This window comes from Mariprofundus ferrooxydans PV-1 (assembly GCF_000153765.1).
GTDB lineage: Bacteria > Pseudomonadota > Zetaproteobacteria > Mariprofundales > Mariprofundaceae > Mariprofundus > Mariprofundus ferrooxydans.
In genome coordinates, this window is record NZ_DS022295.1 from 814,059 (window position 1) to 831,808 (window position 17,750).

General features: G+C 52.4%; 12 protein-coding genes and 1 pseudogene. 1 reads left to right on the forward strand and 12 read right to left on the reverse strand.

The features are described 5' to 3' along the window. Nucleotides 1–67: 67 nt before the first annotated feature. From SPV1_RS10790 to SPV1_RS10815, 6 genes are all read right to left on the reverse strand, one after another. Nucleotides 68–952, reverse strand: coding sequence for a nucleotidyl transferase AbiEii/AbiGii toxin family protein (locus tag SPV1_RS10790; RefSeq protein WP_009851233.1), 885 nt, complete (start codon nucleotides 950–952; stop codon nucleotides 68–70). Then, a complete protein-coding gene (locus SPV1_RS10795; protein ID WP_040881841.1) occupies nucleotides 949–1,569 on the reverse strand; it encodes a type IV toxin-antitoxin system AbiEi family antitoxin domain-containing protein in 621 nt (206 codons plus the stop codon). Before SPV1_RS10795 ends, SPV1_RS10790 begins: the two co-directional genes overlap by 4 nt. 102 nt (nucleotides 1,570–1,671) lie before the next feature. Then, nucleotides 1,672–2,964 (reverse strand): putative bifunctional diguanylate cyclase/phosphodiesterase, encoded by a 1,293-nt coding sequence (locus SPV1_RS10800; RefSeq protein ID WP_009851235.1) that lies wholly within the window; start codon nucleotides 2,962–2,964, stop codon nucleotides 1,672–1,674. After that, nucleotides 2,961–4,739 carry a hybrid sensor histidine kinase/response regulator gene (locus SPV1_RS10805; RefSeq protein ID WP_009851236.1) on the reverse strand — a complete coding sequence of 593 codons (1,779 nt, stop codon included), beginning with the start codon at nucleotides 4,737–4,739 and terminating at the stop codon, nucleotides 2,961–2,963. Before SPV1_RS10805 ends, SPV1_RS10800 begins: the two co-directional genes overlap by 4 nt. Before the next feature lie 170 nt (nucleotides 4,740–4,909). Then, on the reverse strand, nucleotides 4,910–5,806 hold the full coding sequence (locus SPV1_RS10810) for an ArdC family protein (RefSeq protein WP_009851237.1): 897 nt from the start codon (nucleotides 5,804–5,806) through the stop codon (nucleotides 4,910–4,912). Nucleotides 5,807–5,942: 136 nt separating this feature from the next. Further along, nucleotides 5,943–6,299 carry a single-stranded DNA-binding protein gene (locus tag SPV1_RS10815; protein WP_009851238.1) on the reverse strand — a complete coding sequence of 119 codons (357 nt, stop codon included), beginning with the start codon at nucleotides 6,297–6,299 and terminating at the stop codon, nucleotides 5,943–5,945. A 1,238-nt stretch (nucleotides 6,300–7,537) separates the two neighbouring features. Here SPV1_RS10815 and SPV1_RS10820 point away from each other — a divergent pair. After that, nucleotides 7,538–7,762, forward strand: coding sequence for a hypothetical protein (locus tag SPV1_RS10820; RefSeq protein ID WP_009851240.1), 225 nt, complete (start codon nucleotides 7,538–7,540; stop codon nucleotides 7,760–7,762). Nucleotides 7,763–7,852: 90 nt separating this feature from the next. Here SPV1_RS10820 and SPV1_RS10825 read toward each other — a convergent pair whose 3' ends face one another. The 6 genes and pseudogenes from SPV1_RS10825 to SPV1_RS10850 form a co-directional block, all read right to left on the reverse strand. Next, the gene (locus SPV1_RS10825) at nucleotides 7,853–9,553 is read right to left on the reverse strand and encodes a UvrD-helicase domain-containing protein (RefSeq protein ID WP_040881844.1); all 1,701 of its coding nucleotides are present in this window, start codon (nucleotides 9,551–9,553) and stop codon (nucleotides 7,853–7,855) included. An 8-nt stretch (nucleotides 9,554–9,561) separates the two neighbouring features. Then, a complete protein-coding gene (locus SPV1_RS10830; RefSeq protein ID WP_009851242.1) occupies nucleotides 9,562–11,475 on the reverse strand; it encodes an ATP-dependent nuclease in 1,914 nt (637 codons plus the stop codon). Nucleotides 11,476–11,510: 35 nt separating this feature from the next. Further along, nucleotides 11,511–14,492, reverse strand: a complete 2,982-nt coding sequence (locus SPV1_RS10835; protein ID WP_009851243.1) for a type III restriction-modification system endonuclease — start codon at nucleotides 14,490–14,492, stop codon at nucleotides 11,511–11,513. 11 nt (nucleotides 14,493–14,503) lie between these two features. Beyond that, a pseudogene (locus SPV1_RS10840) lies at nucleotides 14,504–15,277 on the reverse strand (DNA methyltransferase); the annotation flags it as partial. 23 nt (nucleotides 15,278–15,300) lie between these two features. After that, the gene (locus SPV1_RS10845; protein WP_009849464.1) at nucleotides 15,301–16,521 is read right to left on the reverse strand and encodes an IS256 family transposase; all 1,221 of its coding nucleotides are present in this window, start codon (nucleotides 16,519–16,521) and stop codon (nucleotides 15,301–15,303) included. 45 nt (nucleotides 16,522–16,566) lie between these two features. Beyond that, nucleotides 16,567–17,745 carry a site-specific DNA-methyltransferase gene (locus SPV1_RS10850; RefSeq protein WP_009851245.1) on the reverse strand — a complete coding sequence of 393 codons (1,179 nt, stop codon included), beginning with the start codon at nucleotides 17,743–17,745 and terminating at the stop codon, nucleotides 16,567–16,569. Nucleotides 17,746–17,750: the final 5 nt, after the last annotated feature.

Consider the following 17,750-nt stretch of genomic DNA (forward strand, 5'->3'; position numbering starts at 1 on the left):
GACCTTGGCAGTCTCTCCATCGCTAGTGCTCTCCTCGCACAGTGGCGACCTAACCAGTTGGAATTCATCATCCATTACCATTTCTCGCAATGTCCACCATACTCATCAACATAGGCCTGATTTCTTCGACTGTTTCATGTAGCGTCGCTTTTGCACTGTTTCCAACAGCGGCACGTCTTATAAATGCAGCCCATTGCTTCTGCTTCATATCATCCCTTGAAAACTCACCGGTCAGAGCGACCGGCGTATCTGATGGAAGCGCAGTGCCACGCCTCCTGAATGTATTGGCTATCGCCATGGCCAGCGTGTCGCAATCCGGTTTCATGAACTTCGATAATGCCCAAATGTCATAGAAATCTTTCATCCTGCTATTGGCAAACCCCAGGTGAACCATGGCCTCAAACTTCTCCGCGATGACGGTCTCGACCGGATAGGCTTTCAGCTTTGGTGCTGGCATGTCGAGAAGAACCGGATACTCGATTTCCTGTGCCGCTGGCGTAATCACGTCGCCGATACCTATGTCCGCCTGAATCGAGATACGGGCACCTGATAGCTTTGCTGTCATCGTGATCCGAATGCCACCATAGGCATCTTCTTCTCTGATCTCTTCTGCGCTCACGGACGCAGGATCAAATATCAGCCCGTCATCCGGTTCTACAGACTGATTGCATAGATTGGTAAACACTTCTCTGAGGTAATCCATCGATGCTTCTCCGGACTTGAGGAAATCAGCGTCTTTCGTAGCCCTGAATGCATCACCACTCCAGTACGAGAAAAGCATCGCACCTTTCAGAACGAATTCATCCCGATACCGGGAGACGGACAATCGATACAGTAGTCGCTGTAAGCCATAGTCGGTCAGAATACGGTTGAAATTGACCTTCTGCTCACGCGAGATATTCAGCAGTCGTTGCCGAATTGAGGCTGCCGTATTTGTGCCTTTGCCGCTCATGCGATGAGCGTCTCAAGGTATGGCCGCATGACATTCTGAACGCGGCAAATGACAGCATACTTCTGAATTTCGTCCATTGTGAATTTCCTTGCCTTCCAGCCATCCTTCAGAGCCTCGATGGCCACATCCAGGCCGATCTTGTTTCTGTATTTGAAACAGTCGGCAACCGTCTTTGCAGGATTATAAACAGGAATGGAAACTCCATCGATCACGCGATGTTCGATGCCGCTCTTAAGGGCGTCTCCTGAGAACCGTACGATCCGGATCGGAAGATCTTTTACCTGTGGCAGCCAATCTTTCCGATCAATCGCCAGCCAGACTTCAAAGGGTGCCTGTGTCGTCAGCTCATGCATGGCCAGTGCAGAAAGCAAACATACCGTACCCTTGGGAATCCGCTTGCAGACCTCTACGACAGTCTGTTTCTCTGAAAGCTCTGCATTGGCCGCCATATATATGCCCCGAGAAGAGCGAAGGAGGATTCCACGTTCATAAAGGCGACTCAGATAACGGCGTGGAATGTTGTACGCATCAAGATCACGAGGGCGAATCATACCGCGCTCTTTAAGTAGCGATAGAATTCGTTCTGTAGCTGTCTGACCACTTTTTGTTCGTCCCATAACCTTGGCCTTTGATAGTAAGTGCCGATACTTTAGGACAGCATGACGAGAATAACAACCAGTAATGCGTGGCTAGGTTGATCCCAGATACTCATTGGGACCCTAACGTAATAGATAGGCCAGTCTGTCTGCCTCTACAGGTTGGCTAAACAAATATCCCTGGATCATTTCACAGCCAAATGTTTTCAGTAGATCCGCCTGTTGCTGATGCTCCACACCTTCAGCTACGACGAGTAAATCGAACTCATGAGCAAGCGCGATCATTGCTTTAACAAGTTTTTTGTCGCGTTTGCTTTTCAGAATTTCGCCAATGAACCTGCGATCAATTTTTAGCTCGGTCGCGGGTAAATCACTCAAATACGCCATCGAGGAATAACCAGTACCAAAATCATCAATCGCCACACCAAAGCCCTGATCGCGAAGAAAGCTTAACCTCTCAATGGCCAGTGTTGCGTGTTTCATCACGGCGCTTTCCGTCACTTCTATGATAACCTGGCTCTTGTCGACTTTTCGGGAATCAAAAGCGTCTACAATGAAAGCCGCGATTGATTTATCCAGCAGATCACGTGTTGAAATATTTATTGCCACTTTTACCTGGATGCCCTGATGTCGCCATTCAAGCATTTGACGAGCAACTTCTGTAACTACCCAACGAGTGATTTCACAGATTAAGCCGGTTTTTTCTGCAATGGGGATAAACACATCAGGGGTAATGCCGGAATCAGGCCAGCGCAATAACGCCTCAACACTTCGGATTTCCCCTGATTGTAAATCTACTTTTGGCTGATAGTTCAGTGTGAGCTCACCATTGCGAACCGCGTGCCGTAAACGCCCAAATACCTCCATATGAAATGATGCGGAGCGATCCGCAACTCCGTCATGATACACAACCGGAATATGCTCTGCCTTTGCCTGCTTGACCGCTTTCAGAGCCCCTCTGATCAACTCCTCCGCATTATTACAGTGGGTTGGATACGATGCGACTCCAATCATGACACCAATATTGATACAAAGCTCGCCGACCTCGATGGGGGCTTCCAGTGCGTTTGTCACTTTCTCAATGACTATTGATGCTTCGTCGTCGCCAACCGTTGGCATCAAGACCGCGAATTCATCTGCGTCCATTCGGACGACTGTATCGGATTCCCGGACGCTGGCCACAAGGCGCTTTGCAATCTGCTTCAGCACCTCATCGCCAATTTTGTAGCCAAACAGATGATCAATATCTGACATGGGAAAGGGATCGAGATGAAATAGCGAAACCTGGGTGCCGTTTCGTCTTGCATGCGCCAATTCCAACTCAATCATGTCGTGCAACAGCAACCTCGAAGGCAGCCCCGTCAGGTTGTCATGCAATAATTTGACTACGTTCGCCTCTGACATGTTTTTTGTCATGTGACATTTCCTCTCAGCAGTTCGTGCAAAACAGAGCTCAATCGTTCGGGGCTATATGGCTTGGAAATGATGCCTTCAATAACGGATAAAACACTTTCGTCGACAACGTGGCTCTGGTCATAACCGGTCGCCAGGACAATCGGAAGACCGGGGCAGATTTTCTTGATTTGAATTGCTGCCTCCCCACCTTGAACATGAGGCATGACAACATCCATGATGACAGCCGAAATATGGTTCGCGTATTCGCGGCACAGACGAACCGCCCTGTCTCCGTCTTCTGCCACAAAAACGTTGTATCCGAGCTGTTCAAGCACTTCTCTCCCGGTTTCCCGGACAATCACGTCATCATCCACCAACAAAACAAATTCGCCATGACCTTGATGGATAACCTCCATCTCGCCTGTTTCATCGGAAGCAGCTTCCACCAGGGGAAGAAAAAACCTGAAGGCCGTGCCGCCTCCTTCTTCACTTTCCACAGCTACAAACCCGTGATGAGACTGCACCACACCATGGACCATGGCCAAACCAAGTCCGGTCCCCTTGCCCTGTTCTTTCGTGGTGAAGAACGGCTCCATGATTCTGGAGAGGTGTTCTTTCCTGATGCCGCAACCATTATCCATGACACACAATTCAGCGTATCTGGATTCCGTGGGCTTGAACTGGCTCAAGGATGGATGCTCAGGGGTTGCGCCATCAAGTGTGACCTGGATGACTGGATGTTCCCTGCCGTCCACGGCATCCCGGGCATTGTTGATCAGGTTCATCATGACCTGTTGCAATTGGGTGGCATCCGCGTAAGCGACCATGCGTTCATCGGTTATGTCGCAATGAAACTCGATATTCTCGGGAAGTCCGACCTGCGCGAGCTTGGATGCCTCCTTGATGAAACTGTTGATAACCAGGCTGGTTTTATTGACGGCACCCTTTCTCGCAAACGTCAGCAACTGGTTCACCATGTCTGCGGCACGAAAAGTCAGCGCCTCCATTTTGGTCAAGCGCTCATAGACCTCTTCATTATCCTTGATTTTGCCCTTTGCCAGATAAAGCTGCCCCGTCAGACCGCTCAGCATGTTGTTGAAGTCATGTGCGATCCCGCCTACAAGGGTGCCAACCGCTTCCATTTTCTGCGCATGGCGCAACTGACTTTCCAGTTCATGGCGTTTCGTGTTGTCCTGTTTAATGGTCACAAAATGGGTGATTTTTTCTGATGAAGTCAGATCGATGGGCGTGACGGTGATTTCGGCCAGATATTTCTCTCCGTTCCTTCTTTTTTCCCATTGCTCCCCCTTCCAGACGCCAAAATGCCGAATCGAACGCAGAAACTGCTCCTTCCACTCCGTGGTTGCCATATAATCTTCGATTGAGGCCACCTGTTTGCCGATGAGTTCATCGTCGCTATAGCCGGACATTTCCCGGAACGCCTGATTCACATATTCAATGGCGCCATCGCGTCTGGTGATGATAATACCATCTCCGGCATTCTCGACGGCGCTGGCCAGCATGCCGAGTTTCGCCTGCGATGTTCTTATGGTGGACTTTAACGGACGGATAAACCAGTAATAAAGGGGAAAGGCGATAACAGCGGAAAGCAGAAAGGCGTCAGCGATTGCGAGCGGGAGAGGAGACAATACATCGTCGATGCCCAACCAGGAAAACAGGAGCATAATGCTCACTTCCGCACTGACGATCACAGCGAGCAATTGTAACGCCACCCTCATGAACAAATCCTTGACATACTCGATCAGAAATGTTGGGGGGGGGGGTGGCATGATCATCTTATACGCGCTCCTCTATCCGCATCCAATTTGACATGGGCAAGTAACCTAAGCCTTAAGAAGAGTCAAATCCAGATCAAGAGAAACGCGAATGCGATACCAGTTCTGAATGCCGATTCAGCCCAAAACGCCTGAAAAAAGGCCCCCGGAAACGGGGGCCTGGTTTTGAATTACGCTGCCTGCTTTTGTTCTTCCCGCATGGAGAGCAGAAAGTCGCAAGCCTGTTGCGCTCTGGACGCCGCCGTGAAAATGGCGCGGGAATCCGACTTAAGCAGTTCCAGCCAGCTGTCGATATACGACGCGTGCTGCAATTGCCCGGCAATGCCGGCATGAGCGCAAAGGAAGGCCGAGCCCAGTTCCGCGACCAGTTCTTCCGCCGCGTAGCTGGCGTCGCCAAAGCGACCGGATAGATCGCGGTTCAGCCGTGACTCATGGCCGGTCCAGTGCGTCAGCTCGTGGAACAGGGTGGCAAAGTAGGCATCGCGGCCTTCCTCCCCCGTCTTGTCCGTGAACGCGCGCAAGGGCGGCATCACGATCCCGTCTTCCTTCGGCATGTAGCAGGCCCTCGGCCCGAAAACCTTTTTCGCCCCGCTGCTTGTGAAGATATGCCACGCCAACTCGTACTGGTCGCCTCCATCCCACCGAGGCTTGTCCAGTCCGGGGTGGTGCAGCTTCTTCAACACGGCCTCGTCACCTTCGCATTGCTCGATATTGAACACGACGAAGGAGCGCATGATATGGATGATATCGGATATGTTTTCCTCATCATCGTCATCCGTCCTGCGCTCGACCGTCTTCACGAAAACCACGCGGACGCCTTTCTCCCCCTTGCGAATGGAGAGACCGGCGCCCTTGGCCTGCTTGAACGTCAGCCAGCGGCTGAACTGATAGCCGTTCTTTTCCATCGCCAGCCACAACAGCAGGACATTTACGCCGCTGTAGGGTCGCTGGCTTACGGCGTTCATCGGCACGCCGTTTGATGCGGACCATGGCTTGACCCACGGCGCGCATCCCTTTTCAAGTTCCGCGATGATGCGGTTGGTCACATCCTCGTAGATGTTTTTCATGGCTTCCTCCTTTTGAAATAAAAAGGGGGAAGCGCCCCGCAGGGGAATCGCTTCCCCCTCGGGGTTGTTGCCGGTTCAGACTGAACCGGCCATGAACGAAAAGGGTGTCCGAAAGACACCCTTTTCCGGTTGAATATCAGGCGGCCTGGGTTTTCGTCGCCCCTTGATTGGACTGCTCACCCTTCCTGTAAAGAATGCGGATGGAATCCGCCACGATCTGGGTCAGCCTGACATCGCCCTCATCACCCTTGAACTGGCTGGTGTTCAGGTGTCCGAAGACCAGGACCTTGTCACCCTGGACCAGGTTGCGGCTGATATACCCTGCGGTATGCGTGAAGCCGACCACCCGGAACCAGTGCGTCTCCTGGGTCACCTCGTCACCTTCGTCCCTGTAGCTCCGGTTGTAGGCCAGGCTGAAGGACGCGAACGTTCCCTCATCGTTGACCTTGATGTTGGCAATGTTGCCTTCGATGATGACCTGATTCTGGTTCATTTGAATGCTCCTTTTCGTTCTTGAATTTCCGCGATGGAATTTTTCCCTTCGCGAACCGGGCGCGCCGGATCCCGGATTGAACATCCGAAGATCGGCGCATGTTTGGATTGGGCCTGCCGATGCGTGATGTCTGCCGTATATTCAGAGGCCGAACACCACGGCCAGGGCGATCACCTGGCTCAGCAAGACGTAGATTGGAAACAGGCGCAGTTGCAGCATGTCGTACTCCTTTGAATGCCAAAGGGACATGACAACCGCCCCGAAGGGATGCGTGTCATCCCTTTGGGAATTGAAATGTGCAGGGAAACCGGCCGTGGCCGGGATTTGCGATTTGGAAATGCCATCAGACGATTTGAAGTTGCTTCAGTTCCACCGTAGCGGAGATTGCACCGGATTCAGCCGTAACCGAATCCCGAAGCGGGCGCAAATAATGGCGCGGTTATAGACCGGATACGTCCCGCCTGTCAGGAAACCTGCGGAAATCTTCCACAGGGTTTGTAGGGATTCGGTGGCTGAAGGAGCGCCTGAAGTCAGTGCATTGCAGACCATACATCCGTTGCCAGCCGGCGCGTTGGCGGCGCCTGCTTGCCCACACTCCCGGGCTGCGCCTGGTTCGCCCACAGCCCCGCCCACAATCGGGCAGGGTAAATATGGCCTATCCCTGCATTTCCTCATGTGGACGGCCCCGACGCCATGTCTTCCCGTGACGATGCCACGGAGAACCGGCTTGGACGACCCTGATGGACAAGCAGGCTCAAGTTTCAAAGTCCCCGCAGGCGCGCCCATTGCCTATCCGGCAAGTCTCCCTCGCGGTCGACTTTTCCCCCGGCAAACCATGGGCGCTGCGTCTGGCTCCACGGATTCGCCAGCCGATGCCTGCTCCGGCTCGATTTCACTTTCCGGTCGCCGGGACTGCTCCCCCGTTCAATCGGGCCTCGTTCACATCTACCCCCGACCCCGACATCGGGGAGTCCGTGCAGGCGGGTCCCCCCGGCCCCCCGCCTGCACGGGGTGAGTGCAAAGCCACGCTGTTCAGCAACCGACGAGGCATCCCCGCGCTAGTGCAAGGCTCTCGCTGCGCTCGCTTTTGCCAGCACTAGCGCGGGGATGGGCGCAACACGCTTGACAACTTCCGTTGAACAACGATTCCCGCAAAAAACCGGCCGACGTTTGACAGTGGTTTGCCGACGCCGGCCGCCACCGATCCTAGTCTTCTCCGGGTTTCCCGGGAGGTCGACATGGATTTGCAGTCCGAGTTGCAGGAGATACGGCGCACGAGAAAGCGGGCCCGGCGCAAGTCCTACCGGGCCAGCCGCCTGGACCGCTATCGCGCCGAGATTGAAGAACTGAGGCGCAAGGGAGCGTCACTGGAGGACATCCGCCTGTGGCTGCGCCGCTACAAGCGCATGCGCATTACCAGAACCGCCATCCACTATCGATTACGACGCTGGCAAGAAAAATAACCGCAAGAAAAATAACCGCTATGGAACAGCGGTGGTGGGATGTATACTTGGAGGATGAGAAGGCTCTCCTCAAACTGGCTCCAGATACTACTAGTCAACGAGAGCACGAGCGCCGTCTGAGCGAACAATGGTCACATGCGTTCTCGCCCTTGTGATTGCAACGCGAAGCAAGCGGCGACTCCTTTCAAACGGCGGCTGCTCTCGGGTCATATCAAAGAAGAAACCGGAATAAGGACCTTCAACGATCACAACCCCATCGAATTCCTTGCCCTTTGATTTGTGCATGGACATCAATACGCAGCCTATAGGTTCTTGATCGGCCGCGATCAGACGCTCATATTCGAGCGTGTCGGTAACCAGTGAAGCTGCCCCTTGGTAATGCCCGGTCTCCAACCACAACTCTGCAAGTCCTGCACCTAACGTATCGGTAGCTCGAAACAGCCGCACCATCCGAGCTTCGCGATACAGCTCATTCAGCGGACGAATGTCATTCAGCAGACTTCTCGCCGTCCGCCAATCGACCAACGGATCGCCGATAAACTCAACGCCTTCATCAAAGGCGGCAAGCAGACCTTTTGCAGCGTTTATGCGCGGATTCTCCGATTTGCGTACTTTCTCGCCATCCGCACGGAATTTTCTGACCTTTTCGAAAGCATCCTTTGACGGTGACGTTGCGTTCTTCAACTCATAAAAATGAGCGATTGCTTCCAACGTAACCGCAACAGGAGCTTCTGCGCTTTCATTCGACCATTCCATAATCGAGGCAACGACAGCCCCTGCAGCAGCAGAAAGCTCAGCATCCCAGACTACGCTATGGTCAATCGGCGACAACTGCGTCCCGTTATATTCATTTGTCTCGCTCAGTATTCCAGATATCTGGGCGACAAGGCGATTGCTGCGTGCCAAGATCGCCACACAGGGATCTTCTATACCTTCCTTGCGAAGTTTGCTCAAGGTCCATATCACTGCTGCATGAACAGTCGCTGGAAACCTGTTCGATCTGTAGTATACAACTTTGACGTCATTAACCTCTGGAAGTGGAGATATGTTTCTCAGAACGGCATCAGCGAATCCCAATATCCCACCGCGCGGGCTTCGATGGTTTTCTCCTCCTAGATCAAAAGTTTGCGGTGCCACCGCATCACAGAGGCTCTCGATCCGCCGCGGGTCGATATCGTCCCGATAGTCGAATATGCGTTGATCCCGGTCAGCCAGGCAAAATACTCTCGTAACAGACGCTAGAGCCTTCACGATACGCCATTGCTCATCGTCCGTATCCTGGAACTCATCAACGATGACAGTTGGATAACAATTAGCCAGAAGCTCCTTCAAAGCCGTGGAACGTTCCAGCAATTCCGCAACGCCGGAAGCAAAAAGATCAAAGCAATATCGTGCTTCGTCGTTCGCTAGTCGTGCTCGTTCTTCCTTCCAGTCGCCATCGAACTTAGCCTTCTCAAGTCGCTCCTGGGTAGGATACATTATCGATACAGCTTTGCCGGAGAGCAATTTGCCGTGGCTCTCCAGAAACTCCATACAGAATGCGTGATAGGTTCTGACTTCTATGGCGCGCCGCTCTTCCGCCGTGAGAATCTCTTGGCAGCCTTTGAGCACCTGACGAACGGCTGCTCGGGAAAAACTAAGAAACAGAAGCTTCTGACCCGGCAACAGCGTTGGAAACAGGGTTTTGGCCTTTAGCAGCGCGATGGTTGTTTTCCCCGCACCGGGGCCGCCCAGAACAAGAATGTGACCCTCGGCGTTGAGAATGGCCCGTCGTTTTTCGTCCAGCTTGATCGATACCTCTAACCCTCATCGCCTTCCCGTGAGTCAGGTACAGTAGGCTCTAATGCTTCGGCCTCAGATATGTCGGTAGCTGCCGCCTCATTACCCTGGTTTGGTTCATCTTCTGATTCTGTGTCCATTACAAGGGATTGAAGTGTAGCATGAACCGACTCCAGAATCGTTCTAATGGTGACAGGAAGCTCCGTTTCATTTTCGCATTCACTGATCAGAAGCGCCGCGTAAGGCTGGTTATCGCCTTTTCTTATCTTCAGCACTGCTTTGGTAAGTGCTTCTACATCGGCATCGCTCATGTTATCGTCAATAATTCTCTTATCAGCCGGGTAGTCGTCTCGGTCTTTCACGGAGTTAAGAAACCGACGCATCGTCGCGACTGGCATCTCACTTACGAGCACGGACTCGATCCCCTTCTCAGGGGACTCCCAAACTTGGGTGTAATCGGCCAGCTTCGCGGCGGTCGCCGCATCTGGCGCTACATCTTGTTTGTCGTAGAAGGCAAACGCAGGTTTACCCAACGCCTTAAAGAATGGCCCAAATATTGGCACTTCCTTATCGCTGCCGGCATTGAAAACCGTCACGCCAGCTAGATCAAGATGCTCATACTCCTCTCCAAGAGCGGACTCCATCACTTCCGAAGCAACAGGGAACAGGGCTGCCTCTGTCGCGCCTTCGACAACAATAACAGCGCGACTCAGAATGGCCTCGGCCATCTGACGCCGCTCTCGGCGGTATTTCTTTAGCTTGATGTCACCCAACTCGACGGTTCGACTCGACAACACCGCATCGCTATTTCGGTCGAGGACGACGATTTGGGTCGGCTCAAACTGCTCAATGATGTAAGGTGAGTGAGAGGTAACAATCGCCTGCCCCATTTCTGAAAGGATAAAACGGATCACCCTCCGCTGCGTGTGGGGTGGCAACGCAATTTCGGGCTCCTCCATGGCGAATATCACGGAGCGATTACCTTTCAGGTCCGCGATAAACGTCAGAAGCGCGAACACAAGCAGGTTGATCGAACCTGTCCCCAACTTCTGAAATGGTACTTGATGCGGGGCTGGCTGGGCGGCAAGAAACAGACGGACTACGTCTCGTAAATGGTCTCGAGTCAGATCGGACGCAAAGAACCCGGTCGCGTCATCGTCTTCCGATAAATTTACGAAACGTGCCAACCGCTTCCGAATTTCATCCCGGATCGTCTTGAGCTGCTCGATCTCTCCGATAGCTGGATCAAGACCACGCAATCCCGCCAGTGTTTTCTCCCACATCTCTGTGAGACCAGATCCATCTAAACGAAGGACTGTATCGAGCAACGAGCCGCGTTGCAGGCTCAATGCGCGTGAGCCCGTTCGCAAGGTGCGGAGGAAAATAAAGCCGCATAGCCGTTTTTGCTCCCGCCCAAATATCTTGCGACCGCCGCCAAGTTGCTGCTCAGCCGGCTCTTCCTCATCCATCTCATCGACCGGATGATCGAAGAAAGTGTTACCGATAAAATCATCCTCATCAGCCTCGTAGCGACCAATGAAGACAACAGGCAGCGCCCAAACCGTACCTTCAGCATCTGCCGCTTCCGGACCGTCGCCGGATTCATCGACAAACTGACCGTCAATGTCGTTCCAGCGCCGCAAGTGACGATGAAAACGCCTCTCCGCTTCCTCAGAAAGGTCGGTTAACAGTGCTCGAATGATGATCTCTACTGGCTTATTATCCGCAGATAGATACTTCCCCTTGTAAAAGTCATGCTCGTCAATTACGGGTCTGCGGAATAAACGTTCCGGTCCAAGCACGAGATCAAGCGCCTCACAGACAGTCGATTTGCCAATGTTGTTCCCGCCAACCAATAGCGTGTGGCCACGAAAATCGACCTGCCCAGATCTAACCCCACGAAAATTCTCTATCGTCAGACGCCGCACACGCATTATTCATGCTCCTTTTCCAACTAAACTGAATGGCATTAGCCTCCTACCGGCACATCGCTCCACTGCTTGGCGACCACATATTTGGCTGGATCTGCATGTAGACTGGCAATCGCCTCAAAATGCTTTCTTCCGCAGGCAATCTTGGCACCTTCCTTGTGCCGCAGGTCATTAGCATGAACTGATCCTTTGGTTTCTATTACAAAATACAGCTTTTCGCCTTCATCTGTATCCACCAAGACAGCCCAGTCGGGATTGTAGCTGCCGAGCGGCGTAGGCACTTTGAACCAGCCAGGCAGTTTGGCGTAGAGCTTGACGGCATCAAACTTTTCCATCTGCTCGGCGAATTCTCGTTCGGTATCAGAGTCGTATACCACGTGCTCAAACACCGATTTACTCGTGTTCTCCAGCATGTTCTTCAGGTAGCCGGAAAGCTCCTCTTGTTCGAACAGCTCCTGGGCATAGTATTCGCCCAATTGCTGGTATTTGATGCCGTCTACTAACGCCAGTTGCTTGGCTTTGTTGATGGCATCAGCTGCTAGATCGATAAAGGCTTGCGGGTTTCGCTTGAAATCGCCCAACCGACCGCTCTCCTTGACAATCCTTAACAAAGTGCGGCGGGTAAGGTGGGTGCGATCCTGGAGCTCGGTGAGCAAGTCCGGCAGCTCGATATCCTGTTCATCCAGAGTAATGGTTGCCGCACCGTCTTTTTCTTCCACTTCTACGCCTGCCTTGCCAATGGCAATATCGGCCTTGCGCCATTGCAAGCGAGTCTTGCTGATCTGTGGCGCCTCCTGAATCGACTTAACGCAATCGGCAATCAGTTTGTCATTGTCAAAGGCGACGCGATAGGTGGTTTTGTGTTTGATGCGATCCCAAAGCGCCTTGAAATCTTCGCTCAAGAAAACTTCCTTACGCAGTTTGACCTGGCGGCGCTCATCGGCATTTTTGACTTCAAGGCGCCCGGCCGCTTTCTTCAGGATGGCGGTAATGGCCTCTCTCTGTGGTTCAAACTCCGGCGGCAGTTCCAGCGTGTTCTCTTTGAGCGCGGTGCGGAGCAAATCTTGCACACGCTCCTTGCTATCCAGATAGCCCTTGTCTTTGAGAAAAGTCCAAAGCGTCTCTGACTGCTCCGCGCCTAAGGGCTGTTCCGAACCATCGTCCGCCGATATGGGGATGGCTGCAAACTGGTGTTTTTCCACCACGCCAAAGCGAATGCCGGTATCTTCCTCAATCTCTCTCTGCAGATTCTTGGCAAAGTCTTCATAGCTCTCGTTAGCTACTACAGTTAGCGTATTGATTTCGTGACCGTGTACTCGATGGCCTGATTGATCCACGCATAAGCGCAGCCCGCGTCCGATCGACTGGCGCCGTTCTCGTTCCGTACGGATATCCCGCAGGGTACAAATCTGGAAGACATTAGGATTGTCCCAGCCTTCACGCAGCGCTGAGTGGGAGAAAATGAACTTCAGAGGCTCGTTCAGGTCCAGCAGCTTTTCCTTCTCCCGCATAATCAGGTTATAGGTGTCTTCATCTACCTTGCTGTCGCCTCGGGTATCCTTGAACATCTCTACCGTTTTGCCGCCCACCTTTTTGCGGTCGATGGAGAAATAGCCGTTGTGGACTTGTTCAGCAAGGTATTCAACGGCTTCGTTTTCGAACAGCTCCTTGTACTTCGGCAGTCTAGCTACGCGAACAAACTCCTCTTCAAAAATCCTGGCATAGTCGCCCTTGACGGGATTGCCTTCCTCATCATACCGACGATACTTGGCGACCTCGTCGATAAAAAACAGCGACAGCACCTTGATGCCGCGTTCCCGCAGGCGAAGCTCCTTGTCCAGATGCTCCTTGATGGTGCGGCGGATCATCTGGCGGGCTAGCGCATTTTTATCAATATCACCATAGGCCTGGCCAGGCTGTAAGAAGACTTCCCCGCCAGGATAACGCAGTTCCATGTACTGGTTACCCTTGGCTACGGATATTTCACCAATGGAGTGGTTGGCATAAAGGTCACGACCAGTGGTTTGCTCCAGATCTTCGCCATCATAGACGGTAATCTCCTTGCGTTTGACGCCAGATCGTGTCTGGATATCCAGCTCCACCACGGCCGAAATCACATTACGCTTGCTTTGCACCTTGACCAGCCGAACATAGGGCTTGTTGTGACCTGCCTCTACGGTAGCCGAGGCCACCTCGATTTGCTTGACCAACTTGCGCTCGTAAGCGTCAACGGCATCCAGGCGATAAACCATGTGATGTTTGTGTATATGGGTGGCTGAATAGCGCAGGGTACAAAGCGGATTCATCGCTTCCAGCGCCTCTTTGCCCTTGCCCTTGAGGCCCCCGTCTACGCTTTGTGGCTCGTCCACGATCAGGATCGGTCGGGTGGCCCGAATTAGATCGATGGGCTTCTCGCCTCCGGTCTTTTCGTTATCCTTGTAAAGGTTGTTAACGTCTTTTTTGTTGATGGCACCAACAGTGACCACCATGATCTGGATAGTGGAACTGGTGGCAAAATTTTGCACGGATCCCGGCTTGGAACCGTCATAGATAAAGTATTCAAATGGCACACCGGCATAGAGGCTTTTAAAATGCTCTTCAGTCATCTGTAAGGTTTTGTACACCCCTTCCTTGATGGCTACCGATGGCACCACAATCACAAACTTGGTAAAACCGTAGTGTTTATTGAGCTCGAAAATGGTGCGCAGATAGACATAGGTCTTGCCGGTGCCGGTCTCCATCTCCACGGTGAAGTCGCCGGAGCGCAATGCGGAGTCGATGGGCAGGCCGTTACGCAGCTGCACCGCTTGCAGGTTTTTTAGAATCTCATCATCTAGCAAGGTCAACCGGTTGCCTATCCCAAACGCTTCCTCTTGATATGCCAGCGCCAACTGGCCATCTACCGCACCTTGCATAACGGTAAACTCGGTTCGGCACATTTCCTGACCCCGAAATAAGTCGCAGACAGATTCGATGGCCTGTAATTGAAAGTCGAGATTAGGTTCAAAATGCAGTTTCATGGCCGCCCTCCTTAGATGCTACGCACATTCACAATGCCAGCCTGTTCCAGAATGGCGGCCAGGTTGGTTTTGGCGACGTCGTTTTCAAAGGCGCTGTCGCGGAAGACGCAGGTGGTATCCCCGGCCGGCGCGAGTGCCTTGTGCCACGTTACAATGCCCTGGCCCAGGGCTTCTACTTCATCGGTTGTGATTTTCTCGGCCAGGCAGGCCATTAGTACGCCGCCGCCAATGGCATGGACAGTTTTACCGACAAGGGTCTTTTCTTCGATGGGTACACATAGATCCAGCCCCAATTTCAGCAGCAGTTCATAGAGCAGATCCGCCTCAGTACGGTCGGGCAGGATGTGGTCCATATGATCCACCAGATCGGCTTCCAGGTCGTTGGTTCTGGGATTCCATGCCTTGATATTGGAGCTGTCCAGCTTGAAGACGCGGAAGCCTGTGTCGCCGTTCCAGTCTGGGTGTTCTTCTTTGATCTTCTTGGCTGCGCGGCGTAGGCGTTCCTTGGTGAGCTCGGCAATGGTGCGGGGCTTGCCCAGCTTGTCGCAGTACTCGGCAGCCGTTTTCTGTTCTTTCTTTTCCGGATCTAGCGGCTCGGGGAGCTGGACGAGGATGTAGCGGCGGTTGCCGCCGTCCTTGGCGTTTTGCGCCATCACTGCGTGACCTGTTGTGCCGGAGCCTGCGAAGAAGTCGAGAACTATATCATTGTCTAGAGTGTTTGAAACAGAGATTATGCTTTGTATCAATTCAATAGGCTTTGGATTGTCAAAAACTTGAGCCTGTAAATCTATCTGTGTAAATAGCCATCTCAGATTCTCTCCGGCATTCGATCCGGAAACTCGATCATAAAGCGGTTCAGTGCGGCTTTCCAGTCGCGAATGGGCATGGTCCATTTTTTGGCCGCAGCCTCGATGGCCAGCCAGACGACCTTCATGGCCGCCTGATCGTTTGGGAATACCTTGCGATTCTTGATGGCCTTGCGAATCACGCTGTTGAGCGATTCGATCGCATTGGTCGTGTAAATGACCTTGCGGATCTCATCAGGATATTCAAAAATCGTGATCAGATTTGGCCAATGCCTGCGCCACATGATGCTGATGGACGGATATTTTCCATCCCATTTCTCAGCAAAGATATCCAACTCCCGTTCAGCTTCTTCCACAGTGACCGACTGGTAAATCCTACGCAAATCCGTAGCCACGTGCTTGCGATCCTTCCAGGCAACAAAGCGCAAGGCGTTGCGCACCATGTGCACGATGCATAGCTGCACCTTCGTTTGCGGGAACACCGCGTTGATGGCGTCCGGAAAGCCCGTCAGGCCGTCCACACAGGCGATAAAGGCATCTTGCATACCCCGGTTCTTCAGCTCCGTCAGCACTGAAAGCCAGAACTTCGCACCCTCGTTCTCGGACAGCCAAAGACCGAGAACTTCCTTCTCGCCCTCAAGATTGATGCCCAAGGCAATATAGATGGCCTTGTTCAGAACCCGCTTATCCTGGCGAATCTTCACCACGATGCAGTCCAGATACAGAATCGGATACAGAGTATCCAGTGGACGGTTCTGCCACTCAACAACCCGTTCCAGTACAGATTCGGTTACCTTGGAAATCAATCCGGCAGAAACATCGGCGCCGTACATCTCCTTAAATGCGGCCACAATGTCCCGTGTACTCATGCCCTTGGCATATAAGGCCAGAATCTGATCATCAAATTGCGTCAGACGACTCTGGCCCTTCTCCACAATACGAGGCTCAAAGCTCGAATGACGATCCCGGGGGACCTCAATCTCGACTTCACCGTGCCCACCAATCAGGCGCTTGGTTGAATAACCATTGCGGCTGTTAGATGAATCGCTGCGCTCGCTCGGGGCATAGCCCAGATGTGCTTCCATTTCTCCACCAAGCGCCGCCTCAACTGTCATCTTCACCAGGTCTCGGCTCAGATTAGACAAATCTTCTTCGGTCTTGACGTGCTTCGCCAGCTCACGGGCAATCGCTTCAAGCTCGTTTCGTTTCTCATTCTTCTTCATAAATGCTCCTTCCTCAGTTCTTGCTGAGTAAAGCATTTACACAGTTCAATTTACAGCCTCAAAAACTTTCTTCTCTCCAAATAGGGTCTCGACAAGGGAAGTAGCCGCTTGATTGTGGCCAAATCTGTCATGTGGCCACCAGTTTGTTGCACATTGGCCCTCTGCTTCTCTCTCCATTCTGAAATACTTTTTTCTCGGAGCGCCGTTGCCTCCATTTGGGAATATTATCCTGTTATCTTTGAGTAGTTTCTGAAAGGTCCCTTCATCGCCCATCCATTCTTCATCATACACTTTCCCCGTTGGCGTTGTAATCTTATACCTTGAGCCAGATTGACCACTTCCCACTTTCCAAGGCTTCGAGGCCCATTCACCCCGAGGGTCATTATCAGGGTTAGAAAAATTCCCCGTAACCTCGACTTTCCCGACGCCAGCGGCCTTATAAGCCTCCTTGTTTTTTGCGTAACACAAAATATGCTCTGCTACCAATGCAAGCATTTTGTTCTTGTCATTTGGTTGATTGTGCCTGCGACGCCAATGTATGTGACCCTCAAAATTCTCTTCTCCGTAAATTTCATTAAGAATGCTTTTTAAATTCGAAACTTCCGCGTCGTCGATACTAATAAAAATCAATCCGTCTTCTCGTAATAAATTCCTTGCCAACTTTAGCCGCGGATACATCATATTCAGCCAATCTGTATGAAACCGCCCGCTGGCCTCGGTGTTAGTAGTCAGCGGCGAACCTGCCTCGTCCACCTGGCCGGTCAACTTTTTATAGTTCTTGATATTGTCCCGAAAGTCGTCCTTGTACACGAAATCCTTCCCGGTGTTATACGGCGGGTCGATATAGATGAGCTTCACCTTGCCGGCATAGCTCTTTTGCAAAAGTTTGAGTACCTCCAGGTTGTCGCCTTCGATAAAGAGGTTTTGGGTGGTGTCCCAGTTTTCGCTCTCTTCCGGCGCCGGGCGAAGGGTTCCGGTGGAAGGCGTCAAGGCCAGTTGGCGGGCGCGGCGCTTGCCGAACCAGTTGAGGCCGTATTTTTCGTCGCAGTCAGTAACGGTTTGGTCGCCTACCAAAGCTTTAAGCACATCCACATTGACCGAAAGGCCTTCCGGGCCTTCGGTAATCAGTTCCGGAAATAGGCTTTTGAGGGTTTCGATATTTTCGGCAATCAAATTGGCCGATTGGGCTTGAGAATGATCAGGGGTGATTTTTTCCATGGTCATGGACG

Bases quoted from the DNA above. Each gene is read 5' to 3' on its own strand.
- SPV1_RS10805 (WP_009851236.1), bottom strand. From the start codon at position 4,739: ATGATCATGCCACCCCCCCCCCCAACATTTCTGATCGAGTATGTCAAG.
- SPV1_RS10830 (WP_009851242.1), bottom strand. From the start codon at position 11,475: ATGCGTGTGCGGCGTCTGACGATAGAGAATTTTCGTGGGGTTAGATCT.
- SPV1_RS10850 (WP_009851245.1), bottom strand. From the start codon at position 17,745: ATGACCATGGAAAAAATCACCCCTGATCATTCTCAAGCCCAATCGGCC.
- SPV1_RS10815 (WP_009851238.1), bottom strand. From the start codon at position 6,299: ATGAACCAGAATCAGGTCATCATCGAAGGCAACATTGCCAACATCAAG.
- SPV1_RS10795 (WP_040881841.1), bottom strand. From the start codon at position 1,569: ATGGGACGAACAAAAAGTGGTCAGACAGCTACAGAACGAATTCTATCG.
- SPV1_RS10800 (WP_009851235.1), bottom strand. From the start codon at position 2,964: ATGACAAAAAACATGTCAGAGGCGAACGTAGTCAAATTATTGCATGAC.
- SPV1_RS10810 (WP_009851237.1), bottom strand. From the start codon at position 5,806: ATGAAAAACATCTACGAGGATGTGACCAACCGCATCATCGCGGAACTT.
- SPV1_RS10835 (WP_009851243.1), bottom strand. From the start codon at position 14,492: ATGAAACTGCATTTTGAACCTAATCTCGACTTTCAATTACAGGCCATC.
- SPV1_RS10845 (WP_009849464.1), bottom strand. From the start codon at position 16,521: ATGAAGAAGAATGAGAAACGAAACGAGCTTGAAGCGATTGCCCGTGAG.
- SPV1_RS10820 (WP_009851240.1), top strand. From the start codon at position 7,538: ATGGATTTGCAGTCCGAGTTGCAGGAGATACGGCGCACGAGAAAGCGG.
- SPV1_RS10790 (WP_009851233.1), bottom strand. From the start codon at position 952: ATGAGCGGCAAAGGCACAAATACGGCAGCCTCAATTCGGCAACGACTG.